The organism is Burkholderia sp. MS455 (assembly GCF_016899445.1).
Lineage (GTDB): Bacteria > Pseudomonadota > Gammaproteobacteria > Burkholderiales > Burkholderiaceae > Burkholderia > Burkholderia pyrrocinia_C.
Window position 1 is genome coordinate 2,724,900 of record NZ_CP041779.1, and the last position, 22,702, is coordinate 2,747,601.

25 protein-coding genes, 1 other RNA gene and 1 riboswitch are annotated in these 22,702 nt (G+C 68.9%); of the genes, 13 read left to right on the forward strand and 13 right to left on the reverse strand.

Features of this window, described 5'->3' with window-relative positions; all coding sequences use genetic code 11:
• Nucleotides 1-2: 2 nt before the first annotated feature.
• Nucleotides 3-1,817: an autotransporter assembly complex family protein gene (locus FPJ27_RS31630; protein ID WP_204424136.1), complete on the reverse strand. Its 1,815-nt coding sequence runs from the start codon at nucleotides 1,815-1,817 to the stop codon at nucleotides 3-5.
• A gap of 252 nt (nucleotides 1,818-2,069) precedes the next feature.
• Between FPJ27_RS31630 and FPJ27_RS31635 the strand changes: the two genes are divergently transcribed.
• The 4 genes from FPJ27_RS31635 to panD all read left to right on the forward strand — a co-directional run bounded on the left by FPJ27_RS31635 (nucleotide 2,070) and on the right by panD (nucleotide 4,678).
• A complete protein-coding gene (locus FPJ27_RS31635) occupies nucleotides 2,070-2,258 on the forward strand; it encodes a DUF3460 family protein (protein WP_034178757.1) in 189 nt (62 codons plus the stop codon).
• Between the two features lie 4 nt (nucleotides 2,259-2,262).
• On the forward strand, nucleotides 2,263-3,135 hold the full coding sequence (locus FPJ27_RS31640; protein WP_204424139.1) for a ScpA family protein: 873 nt from the start codon (nucleotides 2,263-2,265) through the stop codon (nucleotides 3,133-3,135).
• A gap of 272 nt (nucleotides 3,136-3,407) precedes the next feature.
• Complete coding sequence (panC, locus tag FPJ27_RS31645) at nucleotides 3,408-4,247, forward strand: pantoate--beta-alanine ligase (protein ID WP_174384252.1); 840 nt, start codon at nucleotides 3,408-3,410, stop codon at nucleotides 4,245-4,247.
• Nucleotides 4,248-4,291: 44 nt separating this feature from the next.
• Nucleotides 4,292-4,678, forward strand: a complete 387-nt coding sequence (gene panD, locus FPJ27_RS31650) for an aspartate 1-decarboxylase (RefSeq protein WP_031398432.1) — start codon at nucleotides 4,292-4,294, stop codon at nucleotides 4,676-4,678.
• Nucleotides 4,679-4,818: 140 nt separating this feature from the next.
• On the opposite strand, the gene FPJ27_RS31655 is transcribed toward panD, so the two are convergent.
• The 4 genes from FPJ27_RS31655 to FPJ27_RS31670 all read right to left on the reverse strand — a co-directional run bounded on the left by FPJ27_RS31655 (nucleotide 4,819) and on the right by FPJ27_RS31670 (nucleotide 7,916).
• Entirely contained in the window at nucleotides 4,819-5,487 is a 669-nt protein-coding gene (locus FPJ27_RS31655) for a ParA family protein (protein WP_204424141.1), read from the reverse strand.
• Nucleotides 5,488-5,623: 136 nt separating this feature from the next.
• The gene (locus FPJ27_RS31660; RefSeq protein ID WP_072443535.1) at nucleotides 5,624-6,037 is read right to left on the reverse strand and encodes a DoxX family protein; all 414 of its coding nucleotides are present in this window, start codon (nucleotides 6,035-6,037) and stop codon (nucleotides 5,624-5,626) included.
• A gap of 152 nt (nucleotides 6,038-6,189) precedes the next feature.
• A complete protein-coding gene (locus FPJ27_RS31665; RefSeq protein ID WP_175964185.1) occupies nucleotides 6,190-6,333 on the reverse strand; it encodes a hypothetical protein in 144 nt (47 codons plus the stop codon).
• An 80-nt stretch (nucleotides 6,334-6,413) separates the two neighbouring features.
• Nucleotides 6,414-7,916, reverse strand: a complete 1,503-nt coding sequence (locus FPJ27_RS31670; protein ID WP_204424143.1) for a cobyric acid synthase — start codon at nucleotides 7,914-7,916, stop codon at nucleotides 6,414-6,416.
• A 75-nt stretch (nucleotides 7,917-7,991) separates the two neighbouring features.
• Between FPJ27_RS31670 and cobU the strand changes: the two genes are divergently transcribed.
• From cobU to FPJ27_RS31690, 4 genes are read left to right on the forward strand one after another with little or no spacing between them, the layout of a single operon-like run.
• Complete coding sequence (gene cobU / locus FPJ27_RS31675; protein ID WP_204424145.1) at nucleotides 7,992-8,546, forward strand: bifunctional adenosylcobinamide kinase/adenosylcobinamide-phosphate guanylyltransferase; 555 nt, start codon at nucleotides 7,992-7,994, stop codon at nucleotides 8,544-8,546.
• Complete coding sequence (cbiB, locus tag FPJ27_RS31680) at nucleotides 8,540-9,484, forward strand: adenosylcobinamide-phosphate synthase CbiB (RefSeq protein ID WP_204424147.1); 945 nt, start codon at nucleotides 8,540-8,542, stop codon at nucleotides 9,482-9,484. Before cobU ends, cbiB begins: the two co-directional genes overlap by 7 nt.
• Complete coding sequence (gene cobD / locus FPJ27_RS31685) at nucleotides 9,477-10,496, forward strand: threonine-phosphate decarboxylase CobD (RefSeq protein WP_204424149.1); 1,020 nt, start codon at nucleotides 9,477-9,479, stop codon at nucleotides 10,494-10,496. Before cbiB ends, cobD begins: the two co-directional genes overlap by 8 nt.
• Nucleotides 10,493-11,410, forward strand: coding sequence for a cobalamin-binding protein (locus FPJ27_RS31690; RefSeq protein WP_204424151.1), 918 nt, complete (start codon nucleotides 10,493-10,495; stop codon nucleotides 11,408-11,410). The genes cobD and FPJ27_RS31690 overlap by 4 nt, the downstream gene beginning before the upstream one ends.
• A 100-nt stretch (nucleotides 11,411-11,510) precedes the next feature.
• Here the strand turns inward: FPJ27_RS31690 and cobC are convergent, their stop codons facing one another.
• The 6 genes from cobC to FPJ27_RS31720 are packed head-to-tail and all read right to left on the reverse strand — an operon-like array spanning nucleotide 11,511 to nucleotide 17,726.
• Nucleotides 11,511-12,095: an alpha-ribazole phosphatase gene (gene cobC, locus FPJ27_RS31695; protein ID WP_204424154.1), complete on the reverse strand. Its 585-nt coding sequence runs from the start codon at nucleotides 12,093-12,095 to the stop codon at nucleotides 11,511-11,513.
• Nucleotides 12,080-12,832, reverse strand: a complete 753-nt coding sequence (locus FPJ27_RS31700; protein ID WP_204426383.1) for an adenosylcobinamide-GDP ribazoletransferase — start codon at nucleotides 12,830-12,832, stop codon at nucleotides 12,080-12,082. Before FPJ27_RS31700 ends, cobC begins: the two co-directional genes overlap by 16 nt.
• A gap of 13 nt (nucleotides 12,833-12,845) precedes the next feature.
• Nucleotides 12,846-13,901 (reverse strand): nicotinate-nucleotide--dimethylbenzimidazole phosphoribosyltransferase, encoded by a 1,056-nt coding sequence (gene cobT / locus FPJ27_RS31705; protein ID WP_204424156.1) that lies wholly within the window; start codon nucleotides 13,899-13,901, stop codon nucleotides 12,846-12,848.
• 52 nt (nucleotides 13,902-13,953) lie between these two features.
• Entirely contained in the window at nucleotides 13,954-14,775 is an 822-nt protein-coding gene (locus tag FPJ27_RS31710) for an ABC transporter ATP-binding protein (RefSeq protein ID WP_204424160.1), read from the reverse strand.
• Nucleotides 14,772-15,770: an iron ABC transporter permease gene (locus FPJ27_RS31715; protein ID WP_072443665.1), complete on the reverse strand. Its 999-nt coding sequence runs from the start codon at nucleotides 15,768-15,770 to the stop codon at nucleotides 14,772-14,774. Before FPJ27_RS31715 ends, FPJ27_RS31710 begins: the two co-directional genes overlap by 4 nt.
• A gap of 39 nt (nucleotides 15,771-15,809) precedes the next feature.
• Nucleotides 15,810-17,726 (reverse strand): TonB-dependent receptor, encoded by a 1,917-nt coding sequence (locus FPJ27_RS31720; RefSeq protein ID WP_204424163.1) that lies wholly within the window; start codon nucleotides 17,724-17,726, stop codon nucleotides 15,810-15,812.
• A gap of 63 nt (nucleotides 17,727-17,789) precedes the next feature.
• A riboswitch (cobalamin riboswitch) is annotated at nucleotides 17,790-18,044 on the reverse strand.
• A gap of 154 nt (nucleotides 18,045-18,198) precedes the next feature.
• Here FPJ27_RS31720 and FPJ27_RS31725 point away from each other — a divergent pair.
• The 5 genes from FPJ27_RS31725 (at nucleotide 18,199) to FPJ27_RS31745 (ending at nucleotide 20,630) form a co-directional block, all read left to right on the forward strand.
• A complete protein-coding gene (locus FPJ27_RS31725; protein ID WP_006478092.1) occupies nucleotides 18,199-18,549 on the forward strand; it encodes an ATPase in 351 nt (116 codons plus the stop codon).
• Complete coding sequence (locus FPJ27_RS31730) at nucleotides 18,546-18,860, forward strand: cell division protein ZapA (protein WP_011352906.1); 315 nt, start codon at nucleotides 18,546-18,548, stop codon at nucleotides 18,858-18,860. The genes FPJ27_RS31725 and FPJ27_RS31730 overlap by 4 nt, the downstream gene beginning before the upstream one ends.
• Before the next feature lie 81 nt (nucleotides 18,861-18,941).
• Nucleotides 18,942-19,123, forward strand: a non-coding RNA gene (gene ssrS, locus FPJ27_RS31735) — 6S RNA.
• 111 nt (nucleotides 19,124-19,234) lie between these two features.
• Nucleotides 19,235-19,696: an EVE domain-containing protein gene (locus FPJ27_RS31740; protein ID WP_034178770.1), complete on the forward strand. Its 462-nt coding sequence runs from the start codon at nucleotides 19,235-19,237 to the stop codon at nucleotides 19,694-19,696.
• Between the two features lie 193 nt (nucleotides 19,697-19,889).
• Nucleotides 19,890-20,630 carry an SIMPL domain-containing protein gene (locus FPJ27_RS31745; protein WP_072443552.1) on the forward strand — a complete coding sequence of 247 codons (741 nt, stop codon included), beginning with the start codon at nucleotides 19,890-19,892 and terminating at the stop codon, nucleotides 20,628-20,630.
• A 111-nt stretch (nucleotides 20,631-20,741) separates the two neighbouring features.
• On the opposite strand, the gene lgt is transcribed toward FPJ27_RS31745, so the two are convergent.
• Both lgt and FPJ27_RS31755 read right to left on the reverse strand, forming a co-directional pair.
• Nucleotides 20,742-21,632, reverse strand: a complete 891-nt coding sequence (gene lgt / locus FPJ27_RS31750; protein ID WP_204424165.1) for a prolipoprotein diacylglyceryl transferase — start codon at nucleotides 21,630-21,632, stop codon at nucleotides 20,742-20,744.
• Nucleotides 21,633-21,721: 89 nt separating this feature from the next.
• Complete coding sequence (locus FPJ27_RS31755) at nucleotides 21,722-22,636, reverse strand: LysR substrate-binding domain-containing protein (protein WP_204424168.1); 915 nt, start codon at nucleotides 22,634-22,636, stop codon at nucleotides 21,722-21,724.
• Between the last annotated feature and the right edge of the window lie 66 nt (nucleotides 22,637-22,702).

Below are 22,702 nucleotides of genomic sequence, written 5' to 3' on the forward strand. Positions count from 1 at the left end.
GTTCAGAAAGCGATGCCGAGCGTCAGGTACGGGCGCACGCTATGGTTGCGCAACCCGTACGCGACGTCGACGTTGATCGGGCCGACGGGGCTTCGCCAGCGCGCACCGATGCCGACGCCCGGATAAAACACCTTCTCGCCCCACGCATCGGTCGCGGTGCCGATGTCGAAGAACGTCGCGGCGCCCCAGTCGCGGTTGAACCAGTGCTGGTATTCGGCGGTGCCCGTCATCAGGTACTTGGTCGGCAACACGGAGCCGGCGACGCTGTTGCCGATGCTCTGGTAACCGTAACCGCGCACCGAGTTCGAGCCGCCCGCGCGGAACAGCAGCGACGCCGGCACGCCGGTCGAGCTGCCGCTCGTGAACACGCCGCCGAGCTCCGCGCGGAACACGAACAGGTCGCGCTTGCCGATCGGCAGGTACTGCTGGCCGCGCGCGTAGCCGCGGATGAAGGTCTGGTCGGTTGCCACGCCCTTGATCGCGAAGCCGGCCTCCGCGTGGATCAGGTTGCCCGAGCGCGGAAACAGCGGATCGTCGATGTTGCGGCGCGTCCAGGCCCATTGCGGTACGAGCGCGCGGCTCGTGGTCGGCCCCGCGCCGTTCTGGTCGAGCCGGTCCTGGTAGAACATCAGCGAATACGCATAGTCGATGAACTGGCCGGTGCGCGTGCGCTGCACGCCGACCCGCGCGCTGTAGATGCGCGTGTCCGACACGTTGGTGTTCGTATACGACGCGAGCACGCTGTTGGTCCACCCTTTCTCGCCCGGCGGCATCGACAGCTGGACCTGCCCGTACTGCTGGATCTGGTCGAGCCGGCCCGACACGGTCAGCGGCCATGCGGCGCCGAACGTGTCGAGATACGTATAGGAGCCCTGCACATGCGGGCCCGTGTCGGTTGCATAGCCGACGCCGCCGCGGATGTTGTTGTACGGGAACTCGCTGACCTTCACGTGCACGGGCGTGCGCTCGGGCTTCGTCGTATCGTCGCCGACGTCGATCGCGACGCTCGCGTAGTACGGCGTGTTCTGCAACTGCCGCTGCAATTCGGTGATCCGCTGCGCGTCGTAGATCTCGCCTTCCGACAGCGGATTGACGTTCGTGACGATCTTCTCCGGATAGCGGCGCACGCCGTCGACATCGACCTTGCCGATCGTAAACGTCGGGCCGCTGTCGAACGCGACCGCGAGCGTCGCGCGCTGCGTGCGCGGGTCGACGCGCGCCTCGGACGACACGATCTTCGCGCCGAGATAGCGGCGCGACTGCAGTTGCTTGAGCGCCGCGCCCTTCGCGCCGTCCCAGTCGGACTGCGTGAACGGGTCGCCCGGCTTCAGCGAGAACGCGAAGCGGGTCGCGGCCTCCTGCTTCGGATCTTCGGTGTCGACGGGGCCCTTGAACGTCAGGTCGACCGTCGACACGACGGTCTGCGGCCCCGGATCGACCGCGATGCGCACGTCGCGCTTGCCGTCGCGCATACGCACGTCGGTGCGCACGACCGGCGAGAAATAACCGGCCGTCGCGGTCAGGTCGCGCACCTGCTGCGGCGTGGCGGTCACGAGGAAGTCGAACTGGTCTTCGCTGATGTCGTCGCGCTTCGCGAAGCGCGCAATATCGAGATGCGACTTGAGCAGCTTGCGGACCGAGCGCGGCGCGTCGATGTCGACGTCGTACTTCGCGTGGGCCGGCAGCGCGAAGAACGCGGCGACGCACCCCGCGAGGGCCGCCCGCGCGGCGCGGGCCGCGGCGCCGGCGCGCTTGCGTGCCGCGCGCGGGCCCGGGTCATGCGCCATGTGTGCTTGCTGGTTCGACTGCCCCGCCAAATATGACCTCGCCCTCGGTTGTCACGGTTTCGTGGAAACCCTGTATTTGACCACAGGGCAGCGGCCATGCCCGCACGCGCAAGGCTTTGACGCTTGCGCGCAACGGCGCGCGCACCGGCCGGGGCCGCTTCGCCGCAGGTGCGGGCCCGCGGATTCGACGCGCGATTGGCGCCGGCCGTTCCCGCGATGCGGTAAAATCCCGCCAACGCGAATCCGGCGCATCGTGCGCCGCCCGAAACGGAAAATCCAGCCATGCCGTACCAGTCCGACGTCACGCAGTTCCTGAACCAGCTCAAGCAGCAGAAGCCGACGCTCGAGGAAGAGCAGCGCAAGGGCCGTTCGCTGCTGTGGGACAAGCAGCCGATCGACCTCGAAGAGCGCGCCGACCAGCAGGAATCGCGCGTGAAGCAAACGTCGTACGTCTACTACCAGAACTTCTGACGACGTGAGCGCCGCCGACGAGGCCAGCGCCGCCCGGCAGGACGACGCGATCGCCGCGCCCGCGGGCGCCGATTCGACGCCCGACACGGTCGACGGTGTCGCGGCGTTCGCGCGCCTGTACGGCGAGCCGCTCTTCAAGCTGCCGCAGGATCTCTACATCCCGCCCGACGCGCTCGAGATCTTCCTCGAGACGTTCGAAGGCCCGCTCGACCTGCTGCTGTACCTGATCCGCAAGCAGAACTTCAACGTGCTCGACATCCCGATGGCGCAGGTCACCGCGCAATACCTGGGCTATGTCGACCAGATCCGCACGTCGAACCTCGAACTGGCGGCCGAATACCTGCTGATGGCCGCGATGCTGATCGAGATCAAGTCGCGGATGCTGCTGCCGGTCAAGAAGGTCGACACCGGCGACGAAGCGGAGGATCCGCGTGCCGAACTCGTGCGCCGCCTGCTCGAATACGAGCAGATGAAGCTCGCCGCGCAGCGCCTCGACCAGTTGCCGCAACTCGGCCGCGACTTCCTGCGCGCCGAGGTCTACATCGAGCAAAGCATCACGCCGCGCTTTCCCGACGTGAACTCCGACGACCTGCGCGCCGCGTGGGCCGACGTGCTCAAGCGCGCGAAGCTCGTCCAGCACCACAAGATCTCCCGCGAGGAGCTGTCGGTACGCGAACACATGAGCCTGATCCTGCGCCGGCTGCAAAACGCGCGCTTCATGGAGTTCGCCGACCTGTTCGACACGTCGCGCGGCGTGCCGGTCGTCGTCGTGAACTTCATCGCGATGCTCGAACTCGCGCGCGAATCGCTCGTCGAGATCACGCAGCCGGAGCCGTTCGCGCCGATCTACGTGCGCCTCGCGTACCTCCCCGCTTAAGGCCCGCGCCCGCCCTTCCCGTTCTCCCGATTCACGCCGACGCTCGCCGCTTCGCCGCGGCGGGTGGCCGCGCCCCCCAGTCGCCGCTCGTTTTTCGGCACGCCCGATTAAAAAGTGAACGATCGTTCTCTTTTCGATGCGTTTGGCGGCCAAATCCTCTACAATCCGCCGACGCCCGATGCGCCGCCCGCGCGCCGGCGTTCTCCGCTTCGACCCCGACGCCGCTGCCGCGGCGCCAACGCGCGCATGCGCGAGGAACCCGCTACCCGATCATGAAAGTCATCAGCTCGATCCATGAACTGCGCGACCAGCTGCGCGGCCAGAACCGCACGGCGTTCGTGCCGACGATGGGCAACCTGCACGAAGGGCACCTGTCGCTGATGCGCCTCGCGCGCCAGCACGGCGACCCGGTCGTGGCGAGCATCTTCGTCAACCGGCTGCAGTTCGGCCCGAACGAGGATTTCGACAAATACCCGCGCACGCTGCAGGACGATATCGAGAAGCTGCAGAAGGAAAACGTCTACGTGCTGTTCGCGCCGACCGAGCGCGACATGTACCCGGAACCGCAGGAATACCGCGTGCTGCCGCCGGACGATCTCGGCGGGATCCTCGAAGGGGAATTCCGGCCCGGCTTCTTCACCGGCGTGTGCACGGTCGTGTCGAAGCTGATGGCCTGCGTGCAGCCGCGCGTCGCCGTGTTCGGCAAGAAGGACTACCAGCAGTTGATGATCGTGCGCCGCATGTGCCAGCAGCTCGCGCTGCCGGTCGACATCATCGCGGCCGAAACCGTGCGCGACGAGGATGGCCTCGCGCTGTCGTCGCGCAACCGCTACCTGTCGGCCGACGAGCGCCGGGAAGCGCCGGAACTCGCGAAGACGCTGCAGCGCATGCGCGAAAGCGTGCTCGGCGGCGAGCGCGATCTCGGCAAGCTCGAGCAGCAGGCGCGCACGCACCTGGCCGAGCGCGGCTGGGCGCCCGACTACCTGTCGATCCGCCGCCGCGCGAACCTGATCGCGCCGAGCGCCGCCGAACTCGAAGCCGGCGAGCCGCTCGTCGTGCTCGCGGCCGCGAAGCTCGGCGCGACGCGCCTCATCGACAACCTGGAAATCTGACGGGCCGCCCGCCCGCGCCTCTCACGACGCATCACGGAGACACCATGCAGCGCCACATGCTCAAATCGAAGATCCACCGCGCGGCAGTCACGCACTGCGAGCTGCATTACGAAGGCTCGTGCGCGATCGACGAAGACCTGCTCGAGGCGTCGAACATCGTCGAAAACGAACGGATCGACATCTGGAACATCAACAACGGCGAGCGCTTCTCGACGTACGCGATCAAGGGCGAGCGCGGCAGCGGGATGATCTCGCTGAACGGCTCGGCCGCGCGCCGTGCGCAGCTCGGCGACCTCGTGATCATCGCGGCGTTCGCGATGGTCGACGAAGCCGAACTGCAGGCCGGCTGGAAACCGAAGCTCGTGTTCATCGACGACGGCAACAAGATCAAGGGCCACCGCGATCACGTGCCGACGCAGAACTGGACCTAACCTGACTGACCGCCCGCCCGCGTGCCGTGGCGCGCGGGAGCGGCTGCGCCGCCTGCGGTTGAAGGGCCGGATCCCGTGCGACACGGGATCCGGCCCTTTCTCATTTCGCCGCGCACCGGCCTCACGGCCGCGCGCCCGGATCAGGACGCCTTGGCGGCCTTCTCCGCTTTCTCCGCCTTCGTCGCGCGGCGCTCGGCCCATTCGACGATCGGCCGCCACTGTTCGAGATCCTTTTCGACCCGGCTCTTCGCGACGTCCCACAGCGTGAGGCCGTGCGCGGCGATCTGCACGTAGTTCTGCGTGTCGCGCACGTAGCCGAGCACCGGCAGGCCGAGCCCTTCGACGAAGCGGTGCAGCTGGTCCGACGAGCGCGTGCGCGCATCGACCCGCATCCCGACGATCCCGACCTCGACGCTGCCCTTGCGCATGGCCTTCTCGCCGGCGAGGCGCTCCAGAAACTGCTGGGTCGCGAGGATATCGAACATCGACGGCTGCAGCGGCACGATCACCTTGTCGGCCAGTTGCAGCGCGACGCCGAGCCGGTTGCCGTGCAGGCCGGCCGGCGTATCGATCACCGCATATTCGAGGCCGCGCGGCGGCTTCGACGGCGCGTCCGGATCGAGATCCCACGACTCGATCGCCGGCAAGCCGGCCGGCCGCAGGTCGAGCCACGCATGCGCGGACTGCTGCCGGTCCAGGTCGGCGAGCGCGACCCACGCGCCCTGCGCCGCGAAATAGCCGGCAAGATTGGTGGACAGCGTGCTTTTCCCCACGCCGCCCTTCGGATTCGCCACCACGATCACCGTCATGAATTCCCCCGAAAAAGCCACGCGGCGCCGGCCGCATGGCTGGCGCCGCTCGATTGCGGATACAGGGAGCGATGATATCGGCAAACGGGGGATCACCGGAACGGGTCGCGCCGAACCGCGCGCCCCCGATACTTCCTTACACGCGCTGAACCGCGGCCTCCCGGGCGCCGATCGCGAACGCGCCGCCGCCCAGCAGCGCCTGCACGGCAAGCGTGACGGCCCAGAAGGCCGGATATTCCCAGCCACCGTTCGGCGACGAGAAGCTCCAGCCGTTCGGCAGATGCGCGGCCGTCGCGCCGAGCATGAACGGCAGCAGCGCGAGCGCGGCAACCCGCACGCGGAAACCCGCGAGCAGCGCCAGGCCGCCGGCCAGTTCGACGAACGTCGTCAGGTATGCGAGCCAACCCGGCAGGCCGATCGACGCGAAGAACTGCGCGGTGCCGGGCAGCGTGAAGACGAACACCTTCTGCGCGACGTGCGCGAGGTACAGCACGCCGAGCGCGACGCGCAGCAGCATCGCGGCGAAATCGTTCAGGCGATTGGGGTTCATGGCGGATTCCTTCGTGAGTGGATGAGAATGGGCCCCACTCTATTCGAACCGATTTGGCCGATAAACATGCCAATCCGCTTTAACTGATTCCCAACAGGAACGAATAAGATTCAAAAAAAAGGGGCACGACCGATCATGCCCCGATCCCCACTTCAGTACCCGCTCTTGCCTTGTGTGGCGTCGCCGGAACCGGACTGGCCGCCGCCCGGTGTGTACGAATCGCACGCGTGCGCAACCGCCGATGCGCCCAGCAGCGCCGCGAGCAGCACGCTCCACCACCATCGAACCTTCATCATCGGACTCCTTCAGGCGGACCTCCGCCCTCCTTGTGTTGTACGCGATCCGGCGGAAAAAGCGAGGGCGGCCCGGAGCCGCTTCAGCGAAACTCGGCGTACAGCGCGTCCAGGTCGAGATGTTCGGCGAACGTGTCGGCCAGCCGTTCCAGCGATGCCTCGCGCAGCGCCGGATAGTCGATGCGCTCCGCGCCGTCGAGCCCGGCCCACGCGAGCAGCGCCGCGCACGCGTCGGGCGCGTCGAACAGCCCGTGCACGTAGGTCGCGAGGATCTGGCCGTCGGCCGAAACCGCGCCGTCCGGGCGCGCGCCGTCCTGCGCGGTGTCGGCTGCCAGCGCCAGCGCGGGCGCGGCGAGCGCGGGCCCGCGCGTGTCGCCCATGTGGATCTCGTAGCCGCGCACGGCGGCCCCGCCCGGCAGCGCGAGATGACCGGTCACGTTCTTCAGCGTCTTGTCGGGCTGCAGCGTCGTGTCGAAATCGAGCAGCGCGAGCCCCGGCACGCTGCCGGGCGCGCCTTCGAGGCCGAGCGGATCGTCGAGCGTGCGGCCGAGCATCTGCATCCCGCCGCAGATGCCGATCACCTTGCCGCCGTAGCGCAGATGGCGACGGATCACCGCGTCCCAGCCCGCGTCGCGCAGCCATTCGAGATCGCGCTGCACGCTCTTCGAGCCGGGCAGGATCAGCAGGTCGGCATCCGGCACCGGGCCACTCTTCCAGTACGTGAACTCGACCTGCGGATGCGCGCGCAGCGGATCGAAATCGGTGTGGTTGCTGATGCGCGGCAGCGCGGGCACGACGACGCGCAGTACGCCGGCGGCGCCACGTGCGGCGGCGCTGCGCGCCTGCGCGGGCAGCATGTCCTCCGCATCGAGCAGCAGCCCGTGCAAGTACGGCAGCACGCCGAACACGGGCTTGCCGGTCTGCGCGCGCAGCCAGTCGAGCCCCGGTTCGAGCAGCTTGAAGTCGCCGCGGAAACGGTTGATCACGAAGCCGCGCACGCGCGCGCGCTCGCTGTCCGACAGGCACGCGAGCGTGCCGACCAGATGCGCGAACACGCCGCCGCGGTCGATGTCGGCGACGAGCACGACCGGGCAGTCGACGCGTTCGGCAAAGCCCATGTTCGCGATGTCGCCGTCGCGCAGGTTGATCTCGGCCGGGCTGCCTGCGCCCTCGACGATCACCGTGTCGTAACCGGCACGCAGGCGCGCGTACGACTCGAGCACCGCGTCGAACGCGACCGGCTTGTAGCCGTGATACGCCCGCGCGTCGAGGTTCGTGCGCGCCTTGCCGTGAATGATCACCTGCGCGCCGCGGTCGCTCGTCGGCTTCAGCAGCACGGGGTTGAAATCCGTATGCGGCGCGACGCCCGCGGCCAGCGCCTGCAGCGCCTGCGCGCGGCCGATCTCGCCGCCGTCGGCCGTCACCGCGCTGTTGAGCGCCATGTTCTGCGGCTTGAACGGCGCAACGCGCGCGCCGGCACGGCACGCCAGGCGGCACAGGCCCGCGACGAGCGTGCTCTTGCCCGCGTCGGAGGTCGTGCCCTGGATCATCAGCGTACCGCGCGGCCGCGGCTCGGGTGCATTCATCGTGTTAAAGGTCGTCGCGAAGCAAAGGCCGCATTATCGCCCGCACCGGTACGCCTGCGCCGTTACAATCACGCGATGATTCCGCACGACCTCACCTTCGTCCTCGGCGGCGCGCGCTCGGGCAAGAGCGCGCATGCCGAGCGGCTCGCGGCCGACAGCGGCCGCCCCGTCACCTACATCGCGACCGCGACCGCCGCCGATGCCGAATTCGCGCAGCGCATCGCGCATCATCGCGCGCGCCGGCCGGCCGACTGGGGGTTCGCCGATGCACCCGTCGACCTCGCCGGCACGCTCGCGCGGCTCGACGATCCGCATGCATGCCTGCTGGTCGACTGCCTGACGCTGTGGCTCACGAACCTGCTGTGCCCGGCCGACGGCGAACCGCTCGACGATGCGCAGTACGCCGCGCAGGTCGAGCGGCTCGAACACGCATTGCGCGGCACGCGTGCGAAGGTGATCGTCGTCAGCAACGAGATCGGGCTCGGCGTCGTGCCGCTCGGGGCGGCCACGCGCCGCTACGTCGACGAACTCGGGCGCCTGAACCAGCGCGTCGCCGCGCTCGCGACGCGCGTGACGCTGCTCGTCGCCGGGCTGCCGCTCGACCTCAAGACGGGAGCGCCGTCATGCTGATGCTGTCGCTGCCCGTCGTCGCGATGCTCGCGGTCGCGGCCGCGATCGTCGACCGCGCGATCGGCGAACCCGCCGGCTGGCATCCGCTCGTCGCGTTCGGCCGGCTCGCCGCGCGCATCGAAGGCGCATTGAACACGGGCCGGCGCGGCCGCGTGGTCGGTGTCGCCGCGTGGGCCGCGGCCGTCGTGCCGCCAGTGGCCGTCGCCGCATGGCTTGTGGCCGTGCTGCCGTGGCCGCTCGCGGCCGCGCTGCATGTCGCGCTACTGTGGTTCGCGCTCGGCGCGAAAAGCCTCTCCGACCATGTCGCGCCGATCGCCGCGGCGCTGCTGCGGCGCGATCTCGACGCCGCGCGTAAGCTGACCGCGCGCATCGTGTCGCGCGACACGAGCGACGCCGACGAAGGCGCGTTGTCGCGCGCGGCCGTCGAATCGGCGCTCGAAAACGGCAACGACGCGATCTTCGGCGCACTCTTCTGGTTCGTCGTCGCGGGCGGCCCCGGCGCGCTGCTGTTCCGGCTCGCGAACACGCTCGACGCGATGTGGGGCTACCGCACGCCGCGCTTCCTGACCTTCGGCTGGGCCGCCGCGCGCCTCGACGACGCGCTGAACTGGATTCCCGCGCGCCTCACGGCAGCAAGCTACGCGCTGCTCGGCGACACGGCCGCCGCATGGCGCTGCTGGCGCACGCAGGCGCGCCACTGGGACAGCCCGAACGCGGGCCCGGTAATGGCCGCGGGCGCCGGCAGCCTGAACGTCCAGCTCGGCGGCCCGGCCGTCTATCACGGCGAGATCGAGGATCGGCCGGCGCTCGGCACCGGTGCAACGGCGACCGCCGTCCACATCGTCGCCGCGCTATCGCTCGTCACACGCACGCTCGCACTGTGGCTCGCGCTGCTGGTCGCGAGCGGCGCTCTCGTCATGGCCACCCATCATGTCTGACACACGCATCGCGCACGGCGGCAACCTGCATGAAGCCGCACGCCGCCACGGCATTCCATACGACGCGTGGCTCGACCTATCGACCGGCATCAATCCGGTCGGCTATCCGGTGCCGCCCGTCCCGGCCGACGCGTGGCGCCGGCTGCCCGACGACGGCGACGGCCTCGCGGCCTGTGCCGCGCAGTACTACCACGCGCCCGATCCCGCGCACGTGCTGCCGGTCGCCGGCAGCCAGGCCGCGATCCGCGCATTGCCTGCGTTGCTGCCGACCGGCGACGCCGGCGTCGCGTCGCTCGCGTACGGCGAATACGCGCCCGCGTTCGCGCGTCACGGCCATCGCGTCGTTCCGCTCGACATCGGCACGGATACGCTGCCGGCGACGCTGCGCCACGTCATCGTCGGGAATCCGAACAACCCGACCGCCGAATTCGTGCCGGCCGAGCGCCTGCTCGGCTGGCATGCACAGTTGTCGGCCCGCGGCGGCACGCTGATCGTCGACGAGGCGTTCGCCGATACGGGCGCGACGCAATCGCTCGCGCCGCAGGTTGATCGGCCGGGGCTCGTCGTGCTGCGCTCGGTCGGCAAGTTCTTCGGTCTCGCCGGTATCCGCGCGGGCTTCGTGCTCGCATGCCCCGAACGGATCGTCGCGCTGCGCGACGTGCTCGGCGCATGGACGGTCGGCGGCCCCGCGCGTCACGCGGTCGCCGCGGCGTTCGCGGATCGCGCATGGCAGGCCGCCGCCCGCGAACGGCTCACGGCCGACGGCGAGCGGCTGGCCGCACTGCTGCGCGCGCACGGCTTCACGGTTCGCGCGACACCGCTGTTCAGCTGGACCGACGACCCGCGCGCCGCGGCGCTGCATGCGGCGCTCGCGGCACGCGGGATCTGGACGCGATACTTCGCGAAGCCGTCGAGCGTGCGCATCGGCCTGCCGGACAGCGAAGCCGAATGGCAGCGCCTCGGTGTTGCGCTCGCGCACTGCGTGCCGACGCTGCAACAGGAATCCGCATGAACCCACGCATGTTCCGCCGGCTGGCGCGGGCCGCGACGCTGGCCGCGCTCGCTCACGCGCCGTTCGTTCATGCCGATGTCACGACGCGCGACGACGCCGGCAATACGGTTACGCTGCCCGCGCCCGCGCAGCGCGTAATCAGCCTCGCGCCGCACGCGACCGAGCTGGTCTACGCGGCCGGCGGCGGTACGAAGCTCGTCGGCACCGTCACGTACAGCGACTATCCGCCCGCCGCGCAAGCGGTGCCGCGCGTCGGCGACAACAAGGCGCTCGACCTCGAACGAATTGCAGCGTTGAAGCCGGACCTGATCGTCGTCTGGCGGCACGGCAACGCCGAGCGGCAGACCGACGCGTTGCGCGCGCTGCATATCCCGCTGTTCTTCAGTGAGCCGAAACATCTCGACGACGTGTCGTCGTCGCTGCGCCGGCTCGGCACGCTGCTCGGCACGCAGCCGGCAGCCGATGCGGCCGCGGCGTCCTTTGCGCACGACATCGCGACGCTGCGCACACGCTACGCCGCGCGGCCGCCCGTCACGATGTTCTTCCAGGTCTGGGACCGCCCGCTGACGACGCTCAACGGCGCGCACCTGATCAACGACGTGATCGCGCTGTGCGGCGGCCGCAACGTGTTCGCGTCGCTCAAGCCGCTCGTGCCAAGCGTCACCGACGAGGCCGTGCTCGCGGCGAATCCGGAAGCGATCGTGACGACGAGCGCCGGTGCGACGCGCTCGGACGAACCGCTGCCGAGCCTTGCACGCTGGCGCGCGTGGCCCGCGCTGACGGCCGTGGCGCGCAACAACCTGTTCGCGATCGACGGCGATCTGCTGACGCGGCCGTCGCCGCGGATCGCGCAGGGCGCGGCCGCGCTGTGCGAGGATCTCGATGCCGCGCGTGCACGGCGGCCGGCGCGCTGATTTCCGCTGACTTGCGCGTTTGCCGCGCACCTACTGATGCGTTCGTGCTTGAGGTGGTTCGATCGCGCGTTGTGTCGTTCACATGCTGACTCAGGCGAGCCTATTCGTCCCAGTGCACGACTTCCCATGTTCGCGCCGCGTCGTCCGCACGCAGCCAGACGACACCGCCCGTCGGCACCGGCCGCGACAGCAGCGTATCGAGCGGCACACGCAACACATGCGATACGAACGCGCGGATCACGCCCGCATGCGTGACCGCCCATTGCGTCCGATCGACCTGCGCAACCGCGTCAGCCTGCCGCGCAACCCGCGCGGCGAACCGCGCGACGCTTTCGCCGCCATGCGCGCACGCATGCATCAGGTCGGCCGCCCACGCATCGAGCGCTGCACGGTCGATATCGTCCCAGCGCCGCATTTCCCACGCGCCGAAATCCATTTCCTGCCAGCCGGCATCGCGCTGCAGCGGCACATCGAATGCGTGCGCGAGCCGTTCGGCAACCGAAGCGCATCGCGTCAGCGGGCTCGTCCGGAGCTGTTCGGGCGGCGGCGCGCCGAGAGCCGACAGATGCGCACGCACGGCATGCGCGCCGACGTCGGCCGACGCGGCGAGCGGCACGTCGCTGCGTCCGTAACACATGCCCGGCTCGACGCCGACGGCCGGATGACGGATCAGGACGACGTCCATCCGAGCACCACGAGATAGATCACCAGTTCGCTCAGTTGCTGCGCGAAGCCGAGACAGTCGCCCGTATAACCGCCGATCCGTTTCACGAAGTAGCGGGCCACCCACACGCGCACGAGCACGAGCGCGACGCCCGCGGCGACACCCGTGCGCCAGTCCGGCCAGAACAGCCACGGCAACCCGAATACCGCCGCGACGCACGCCGCGCGTGCGCCCATCCGTTGCGCGACCGGCTTCGCCTTGCCTTCGGGCCGCACATAGTCGAGCGACATCAGCAGGCTGACGGCCGCCGCACGGCTCGCCGCATGCGCGGCGATCATCGTCCACGCGGCGCGCAGCGGCGGCATGGCCGCGAGCGCCTGCCATTTCAGGCCGAGCGCGATCACGAGCGCGACCGCGCCGAACGTGCCGATCCGCGAGTCGTGCATGATGCGCAACACGTCGTCGCGCGTATAGCCGCCGCCGAACGCATCGCAACTGTCGGCGAGGCCGTCCTCGTGGAATGCGCCGGTCGCGAGCAGCGTCGCAGCCATCGACAGCCCGACCGCGATCGACGCGGGCAGCACGCGCAACGCGGCGAGATAGACGAGCGCACCCCACGCGCCGACGCATGCGCCGACGAGCGGGAAATAGCGCGCGGCCTGGTCGAGATCGCCGGCTGCGTAGCCGATCGCGCGCGGCACGGGCACGCGCGTGAAATAGCCGAGCGCGACGAAGAAGTAGCGCAGTTCGGCACGCATGCCGCTTGCGCGATCAGGCGTCACGATTGTCGACGCCGGCGGACTCGAAGCTCGCCATCTCGCTGAGGAACGCGGCCGCCGCGCGCACGAGCGGCAGCGCGAGCGCCGCGCCCGTGCCTTCGCCGAGCCGCAGGTCGAGCGCGAGCAGCGGCTTCGCACCGAAATGCTCTAGCATGCGCCGGTGCCCGGCCTCGTGCGACGTATGCGAGAACACGCAGTAGTCGCGCACGCCGGGCGCGATGCGCTCGGCGACGAGCAGCGCGGCCGTCGCGATGAAACCGTCGACGAGGATCGTCATCCGCTCGCTCGCGGCCGCGAGATACGCGCCCGTCATCATCGCGATCTCGAAGCCGCCGAACGTCGCGAGGACGTCGAGCGGCGCGATCGCGTGCGAGTGCTTGACGAGCGCGCGGCCGAGCACCGCGCGCTTGTGCGCGAGGCCCTGGTCGTCGAGGCCCGTGCCGCGCCCGACGCACGCGTCGATCGGCACGTCGAGCAGGCGGCTCATCAGGCACGCGGCCGACGACGTGTTCGCGATCCCCATCTCGCCGAAGCCGATCACGTTCGTGCCGAGCGTTGCATGCAGGCGCACGCGTGCCGCACCGGCCGCGAGCGCCGTCATCGCCTCGTCGCGCGTCATCGCCGGCTCCGCCGCGAAGTTGCGCGTGCCGCGCGCGACCGGCAGCGACACCAGCCGGTCGGACAGCGGAAGCGGCGACGCAACGCCCGCATCGACGATCTCGAGCGTGCTCTGCGCGACGCCTGAGAACGCGTTGATCGCCGCGCCGCCGGCCAGGAAGTTCGCAACCATCTGCGCGGTCACCGCTTGAGGGTAAGGACTCACGCCCTCGGCCGCGATCCCGTGGTCGCCGGCGAACACGATCGTCACCGGGCGCTGCACGGTCGGCCGCTCGGTGTGCTGGATCAGGCCGATCTGCAGCGCGACCGCCTCGAGCTGGCCGAGGCTGCCGGGCGGCTTGGTCTTGTGGTCGATCACATGCTGCAGGCGCTTGCGCAGCGCGTCGTCGAGCGGCGCGATCGCGGGTGGGAAGTGGGTCGGAGTCGTCATCGGGAAGCCGTGTCGTTGGCGCGGCCTGCGCCGCGCATCGGAAAGGAAAAGGTCATTGTCGCTCGGGCCACGCAGGCAGCAGCGCGTCGCGGCCATGCTCGCGGATCAGCACGAGCGGATAGCCGAACGCATCACTCGCACGCTCGGGCGTCAGCACATCGTGCACGGGGCCGGCCCACGCATGACCGCGGCCGTCGAGCAACAGCGCATGCGTCGCGAAACGCCGCGCGAGATTCAGGTCGTGGCACGAGAACAGCACGGTGCGCGGGCCGGCGTCAAGCCACGCTGCCAGCGCCGTCAGGCAGTCGATCTGGTGATGCAGGTCGAGATGCGCGAGCGGCTCGTCGAGCAGCATCAGCGGCGCATCCTGGCACAGCGTCGCGGCCAGCGCGACGCGCTGCCGCTCGCCGCCCGATAGCGACAGCACGTCGCGCGACGCGAGCGCGGTCAGGTCGAACGTCGCGAGCGCGTCGTGCGCGGCCGCGCGGTCGCCGTCGCGCTCCCAGCCCCAGCCGCCGAGATACGGAAAGCGATTGAGCAGCACCGTGTCGAACACGGTCGCGCTGAATGCATCGTGCAGTTGCTGCGGCATCAGCGCACGGCGCTGCGCGAGTTGCGCCGGCTGCCACGCGGCGAGCGGCCGGCCGTCGATCTCGACCCGGCCGCCGGCCGGCGGCTGCAGCCCCGCGAGCGTCGCGAGCAGCGTCGTCTTGCCCGCGCCGTTCGGCCCCGCGACGCACCAGATTTCGCCGGGACGGAAGGCCTGCGTGAAGCCATCGAGCAGCGTGCGCGCGCCGGCCTTCAGCGTCAGGTCGACGGTCGCGCAGGCCATGTCGTTGACGGAAGCAGCGGCGTGCCGCGCAGTACCTGTCATCGCATCGGCCTCCTCAGCAACATCCACAGGAACACCGGCACGCCGATCAACGCGGTCATCACGCCGACCGGCAGTTGCGCGGGGGCGATCGCGGTGCGCGCGAGCAGGTCGGCCGCCATCACGCCGCCGCCGCCCGCGAGCATCGCGGCCGGCAGCAGCATGCGCTGGTCGTTGCCGAATGCGAGCCGCAGCGCGTGCGGCACGACGAGGCCGACGAAGCCGATCGTGCCCGCCGTCGTCACCGCGGCCGCCGCGGCCAGCGACGCGACGAGATAGATCCGCACGCGCAGGCGCGCGACGGGTACGCCGAGCGCAAGCGCGGTCGCGTCGCCACGCAGCAGCACGTTCAATTGCGGCGCGGCCGGCAGCGCGACACATGCGGCCAATAGCAGCGCGCCCCACGCGAACCACGGTGCGGTCACGCCGTTCAAGTCGCCCGTCAGCCAGAAGATGATCCCGCGCAACCGCGCATCGGGCGCGAGCGACAGCAGCAGCGTAACGAGCGCGCCCCACCCTGCCGCGATCACGACACCGGTGAGCAGCAGCCGCGGCGACGCGTCGCGCGCATCGCCGCGCCACAGCTCGCGGCGCGCGAGGCCGAGCACGAGCGCAACCGACACGAGCGCGCCGGCGAACGCCGACGCATCGACGAGCCACCACGCACCGCCCGCGATCATCGCGACCAGCGCGAACCCCGCCGCGCCGCCGGACACGCCGAGCACGTACGGTTCCGCGAGCGGGTTGCGCAGCAGCACCTGCAGCAGTGCACCGGCAAGCGCGAGCAGCGCGCCGCACGCGAAGCCCGCGAGCGCGCGCGGCAGGCGCAGCGTGCGGACGATGTCGGCGAACAGCGCATCGCCGCCATGCGGCGCGAGCGACGCGAGCGCCTGCCACGGCGACATCGGCACGCTGCCGATCGACAGCGACGCGACGAACAGCAACGCGACCGCGGCGGCCAGCGCGGCCCAGATCGCGGCGGCGCGCGCGGCGCTCATGCCGCGCACGGCGCTGCGCACGACGCGCGGCGCATCCGCTTACTGCTGCTGCCAGCCGAGCGTGACATAGGCGCCGCGCTTCGGCGTGTTGTAGGCATATGCAAGCTCGTAGTCCTTGTCGAGCAGGTTGTCGATACGCGCGCTGACGTACCACGACTTCGTGATGTTGTAGCGCGCGGACAGGTTGACGATCCCATAGCCGCCGAGCCGCCCGCCGCCCGAATCGTCGCGCGCGCCGCTCACGAGCCATTCGCCGCCGACACGCCACGCGCCGAACGCGCGGTTCACGGCCATCGACGCGAAACGTCGCGCGCGGCGGTCGAGATCCTGATTCTGCGTTTCGTTGACCGGGTTCTGCAACGTGGCGGCAACCCGTACGTCGGTCGCGCCGACATGCCCCTGCCACGATCCTTCGAGTCCCTGCACCTTCGCGCTGCCGACGTTCTGCGCAATATAGTAGAAACCGCTCCCGTCGGGCCGATAGTTGATCAGGTTCGCGTAGCGCGTCTGGAACGCGGTGAGCCGCATCACGCCCACTGTGTCGGACGCGTACTGCAGCGCGGCCTCGATCGAATGGCTGTGCTCCGGCTGGATCGACGGGTTGCCGGCCATCGGGTAATAGAGGTCGTTGAAGCTCGGCGCGCGAAACGCGTCCGAATAGCTCGCGGTCACCTTCCAGCGATCGGTCAGTTCGAGGCCGTAGCCGAGATAGTACGAGTTGGCACCGCCGAAGTCCGAGTACTGGTCGCGGCGCAGGTTCGCCTGGAACTGCTGGCGGCCGAAGCGCCCCGAATAACCGATCCAGCCGGAATTCACGTGACGCTGCGGCGCGGCATACGCATTCGACATGAATTGCTGGTCGAGCCGCTCGTAGCCGGCCTGGATCAGGTGATCCGGTGCGATCCGGAAATCGTTCTGCCACGTGTACTGGCGGTTGTCGGTATTGAAGTGATCGGTATAGACGCCGTTCAGCGCCGACTGGCTGCGATCGTTGCCGGTCGACACGCTCAGGCGAGCGGTCCACCAGTCGGTCAGCTTGCCGTTCGCGAACGCACGCACCTGCTGCACGCGCGAATAGAGGTTGTTCAGGTCGGTCGGCACGCCCCACGCATTGTCGTAGCTGTTGTTGCCGTTCGACTGGAAATAGCTGACGCCCGCATCCCAGCGATCGTTGAAGCGGTGGCGCAGCGCCGCGGTGATGCTCTCGTTCAGGTAGCCGTTCGCATTCGGGTTCGCGTTCGGCTTCTTCGCCGGGTCGAGCGCGGAAAAACCGTTGTCCTTGTCGCGTGCGATCGACACGCTGAACGTCGTCTTCCCGTCGCTGTCGAGCCGGCCCGCTACGCCGGCCTGCTGCGTCTGCGTGCCGTAGCTGCCGACGCCGACCGCGAAGTTGAAGCGCGGCGGATGATTGCCGCCGTCCTTCGTGAACACCTGCACGACGCCGCCGATCGCGCCCGAGCCGTACAGCGACGACACGTTGCCATTCACGATCTCGACGCGCTCGATCTGATCGAGCGGCAGCAGGCTCAGTTGCGCGGCACCGAGACTCGCGGAATCGACCCGCACGCCGTCGATCAGCACGAGCGACTGCGTCGACTCCGCGCCGCGCAGAAACATCGTCGTGCTCGCGCCGGGGCCACCGTTACGCACGATCTGCGCGCCCGGTGCGAACGCGAGCAGCGTCGGCAGGTCGGCGCCCGGATGCGCGGCGATATCCTGCGCGTCGAATACGGTGGTTTGCGGAATCGTGTCGGCCAGCGCCTGCGGCGCCCGCTGCGCGGTGACGACGACCGGTTCGAGCATGGTCGCAGCGGCAGGCCGGGCCGTTGGCGCGGCGGACGTTGCCGCGGGTACGGCGGGCGCCGCGGCATCGGCATTCGCCGCGGTCTGCGCGGCGGCGGCAAGCGGCAATCCGCAGAGCGCGCCGAGCGCCGTGCGGACGATTGGGGTCAGCATGAAGATAAATCCCGTGAAGCACTGCGCACCCCGCCTCCCCGCAGGCCGCGCGTCACGAAGCCCGTGCGGGCTCCCCGCCTCGGCCGGTATCCGGGCTGGCGGCGTACCGGCTCGCCTTCCCGCGCGATGACGCGCAGTGGCCCGCGCCCGCGTGCGAAACCTGCAGGCGGAACGCGCCTGAGCCGGCCTGCGTCACGGGACGCGGCCGCTTACCGTTGCGGGGGCAGCGCAGGTTGGCGGCCTCCCGGCGGAGCCCGCGCCCTGCTTCCCGTTTAACCGCGCGTTTCACGCGCGAGCACCGAGGCGGCGCCAGTTTAGGAGCCGCTCGCGCGAGCGTCAAGGAAGCGTCCGGACCCGCACGTGGCGCGCCTATTCGCGGCAAGAAGCGGGGGTGTTACGACTGGAAACGTTACAGATGTCGGATTGCGCGTTATTCCGCGCTAAAATGCTGGGTCTTTAGAGGACGCAGCAAATGCTCAACGAACTCGAAACCCTATCTCAAAATATTGGCCGTCTGATTTCGCTGAACAAGCGCTATCACTCGGAACGGCTCGCGCTCGAGGAGCAGGTCGCGCAATTGCGCGCGGAAGCGGACACGGTCCGCGCGGAACTCGCGCAACTGCGCGATGAACGCAATGCGCTCGCGGCCGAGCGCGACACGCTGTCGGCAAAGATCGACGACGCGCAGGTGAAACTGAACGCGATTCTCGAAAAGCTGCCGCGCTCGAAAAGCGCGGAGCAAGCCGACAACCAGCTCGACCTGCTGGATGCGCAGGCGCGTACGGATGGCGATGACGCGGCCAGCCACGGAGAACATGCATGAGCACCAAGCAGATCGAAGTCTCGATTCTCGGTCAGGCCTATCGTCTCGCCTGTTCGGCCGAGACCGAAGCGGCACTGCTCGAGGCGGTCGCGCGCGTCGACGCCGAAATGTCGAAAATCCGCTCGAACAGCTCGGTACGCGGCACCGATCGCATCGCGGTCATGGCGGCACTGTCGCTCGCATCGGAATTGCTGCGGCTGCAAACGAGCGTGCGGCACGGTGAAGCATTTCCGGCGGAGGAAATCCGTCGTACAATGCACCAGATGAACGAACAGCTCGGCGCTGTGCTCGCACAGCACGAGACGCAGTAACGTTTTAATCGATGCGTCGATTCCCCTTGATCTCGGCGATCAACGGTGGTCAAATTGGCGCATCGAAACACAGTTCAGTCAGCTTCCCTGCCTGGTTCGCCAAGGTCATATATTCCTTGAACCAATGCCATGTGCACGGTTGCGGAAATTTGTAGCACGGGCGCGCGCGTCACTCTGTCTGATGTACCCGAAGTGCTGCTAACTGCGACCAATTCTGAACCTCAGGTTCAGGATGCCGGCCTAGCGGCCAAGGCGGGGGCCTATCCAACGGCATCGGGCGAGTCCCGGTGCCGTTTTCTTTTTCAGGGTCTGTTTGCATGCGGAACGCGCATGCAAACAGACCATCATGCCTCCTGCTGCGTCGATCACGATCCATGCAATACTGGCTGATGAAGTCCGAACCGGACGAAGCAAGCATCGACGATCTCGCCAACGCACCGCAGCGCTCGCTGCCGTGGACCGGCGTGCGTAACTATCAGGCGCGCAATTTCATGCGCGACACGATGAAGATCGGCGACGGCGTGCTGTTCTATCACTCGAGCTGCCCCGAGCCGGGCATCGCGGGCCTCGCCGAAGTATCGTCGACGCCCTACCCCGATCCCACACAGTTCGATCCGAAAAGCCCCTATTACGACCCGAAGTCGACGCAGGAAGCGCCGCGCTGGCTGCTCGTCGACGTGCGCTACGTGAAAAAGTCGCCGCTCGTGCCGCTCGCCGCACTGCGCGAACACGACGAACTCGCCGACATGCGCGTGCTCGCACGCGGCAACCGGCTGTCGATCACGCCCGTCACGCGCGCCGAATGGCGGTTCATCACCGAAAAGCTGATGAAGTAGGCGCACGCAGTAGGCGCACGCGCCAAACGTCAAATCTGGTCAGCACGCGCTGCCGCCGCGGAACTCGCGGGTCTTTCGCGCAGCCTAAGCAACCGCTGTCGGCCAATCGGGCCGGCTGTTGTTTTCTTCGCGCGGTACGCCCGCGTCGCGCACGCGTGATCCGCGTGCGCGCCCTCGCACAAGGAGTCCAACAATGACCAAGAAATCCGCACTCGCGCTGTCGCTCGCACTCGCCGCCGCCGTTCCCGTCGCACTGACGCTCGCGTCGCCCGCCGCGCACGCGCAGACCGCGAACCCGCACTTCCCGGAACCGGCGGGCGTGCTGTCGCTTTCGTCGCAGGCCAGCGCCGACGTGCCGCAGGACATCATCCACATCACGCTGTTCTACGAGCAGCAGGCAAAGGATCCGGGCAGCCTCACGTCCGCGCTGAACCAGCGTGCCGATGCCGCGCTGTCGCAAGCGAAGGGCGTATCGGGCGTCACCGCGCACACGGGCGCATTCTCCGTGTATCCGAGCACCGATCGCGACGGGAAGATCTCCGCATGGCGCGGCCGCACCGAGGTCGCGCTCGAATCGCGCGATTTCGCCGCGGCGTCGAAGCTTGCAGGCCAGTTGTCGAACCTGATGCAGGTCGCGAACGTCGAGTTCTCGCTGTCGCCTGAAGCGCAGCGCACGGCCGAGCAGAAGCTCACGACCGAAGCGATCAAGTCGTTCCGCGCCCGCGCTGACGAAGCCGCGAAGGCGTTCGGCTACAGCAGCTACACGATCCGCGACGTCAACGTCGGCAGCGGCCGCAACGTGCAGCCGTACCCGCGCATGATGGCGATGGCCGCGGCGCCGATGGACAGCGCGAAGATGAGCGCACCGATCGCGGTCGAAGGCGGCAAGGCCACCGTGTCGGTCACCGTCAACGGCTCGGTGCAGATGAAGTAACGCGCAACGCGCGGCTGTCGGAAACGAAAAACGCCGGCCCGAGGGCCGGCGTTTTTCGTTTGCATCCGTGTTGCCGATACACGCGCCAGTTGCGCGCGCATCGGTATCGCATCACGCAACCGCATTCACCGCGCGGCGACGATACGCCCAGACCATCAGCGCGATGCCCCCGAGGATCATCGGCAGCGACAGCCACTGCCCCATCGACAGGCCGAGCGCAAGCAGGCCCAGGAAGTCGTCGGGCTCGCGCGCGAACTCGACCGTGAAGCGCGCGAGGCCGTAGCCGATCAGGAACAGCGCGGACACGGCGCCCATCGGCCGCGACTTGCGCGAGAAGAAGAACAGCGCGAAGAACAGCGCGATGCCTTCGAGCGCGATTTCATAGAGCTGCGAAGGATGGCGCGGCAGCATCTGGTACTGCATGAACACATCGGCGAGATGCCACTTCTCGACGAGCGCCGGATGTTTCGGCAGCCATGCCGCATCGTCGCGCATCGCGCCCGGGAACAGCATCGCCCACGGCGCCGCCGGGTCGGTCACGCGACCCCACAGCTCGCCGTTGATGAAGTTGCCGAGACGCCCGGCCGCGAGCCCCGTCGGCACCATCGGCGCGACGAAATCGGTGACCTGCAGCCAGTGGCGCTTGCGCTGCCACGCGAACAGCATCATCGCAAGCGTCACGCCGAGGAAGCCGCCGTGAAACGACATGCCGCCCTCCCACACCTTGAACACGTCGAGCGGATGCGAGAAGTAGAAATCGGCCTTGTAGAACAGCACGTAGCCGAGCCGGCCGCCGAGCACGGTGCCGAGCACGCCGTAGAACATCATGTCGTCGATGTCCTTCGCGGTCCAGCCCTGCGCCGCGACGTGCGGCAGCTTCAGGCGGACCCGGCCGACGACGATCGCCGCGATGAAGCCGACGAGATACATGAGGCCGTACCAGCGCACGGCCAGCGGCCCGAGATGGATCGCAACGGGGTCGAAATTCGGGTGAATGATCATGGGTTAGCGAAGAAGTTTTCGAATGCGGTACGGCCATCGCGAACGCGCAGCACCGCGCGTTGGACGGCACCGGCGCTCCATCGTTCACGTCACGCGGCGAGGCCCTGCGCGCGCACGACGTCGATGAAGCCGGCGAGCACGGGACTCACGTCGCCCGTGCGCCACACGAGGCCTGTCTCGACGACCGGTGCGTGACCGGCGAGCGGCCGGTAGACCACGCCGGTGCGCCGCAGGTTACGCAGCGATTGCGGCACCAGTGCGACGCCCATGCCGGCCGACACGAGGCTGACGATCGTCTGCATCTGGATCGCCTCCTGGCCGATGCGCGGAGTTTCCCCCGCCGCGCCGTAGCAGCCCGTAATGATGTCATAAAAGCCGGGCGCCAAACGACGCGGAAAGATCACGAGCGGCAATGCGGCGACATCGGCGAGATGCACGGGTTCGTCCTCGGGTGCGTCGGATGCTGCGGCCGGCATCGCGACCACCAGCGGCTCGCGCACGACGGGCAGGTACGACAGCCCGGCCGCGTGACGCGGCGGCACGGGCGGAATGACGAGCCCTGCGTCGATGCGGCCGGCGACGAGCTCGTCGATCTGCACGTCGCTCGTCGCCTCCGCGAGCTGCAGGCGCACCTGCGGATAGCGCGCGCCGAACGCGCGCAACAGCGACGGCAGCAGCCCGTAATCGGCGGTCGACACGAACGCAAGCGACAGCGAGCCGGCCTCGCCGCGTGCGAGCCGCCGCGCGAGCGGCGGCAGCGCATCGGCCGACGCAAGCAGCCGGCGCACGTCGGGCAACAGCGCCGCGCCGACCGCCGTCAACGCCACCGAGCGCTTGGTGCGCACGAACAGCGCGACGCCGAGCGCATCCTCGAGCGCCCGGATCGCCTGCGACAGCGGCGGCTGCGTCATCGACAGGCGTTCGGCCGCGCGGCCGAAATGGCGCTCGTCGGCAACGGCCATGAAATAGCGCCACTGGCGCAGGTCGGGTGTCGGATCGGCCATATGTCACTCATTCGCAAAACGACTTAATAGGCGACAAATAATATATTGGACATCCCAATCCGGACA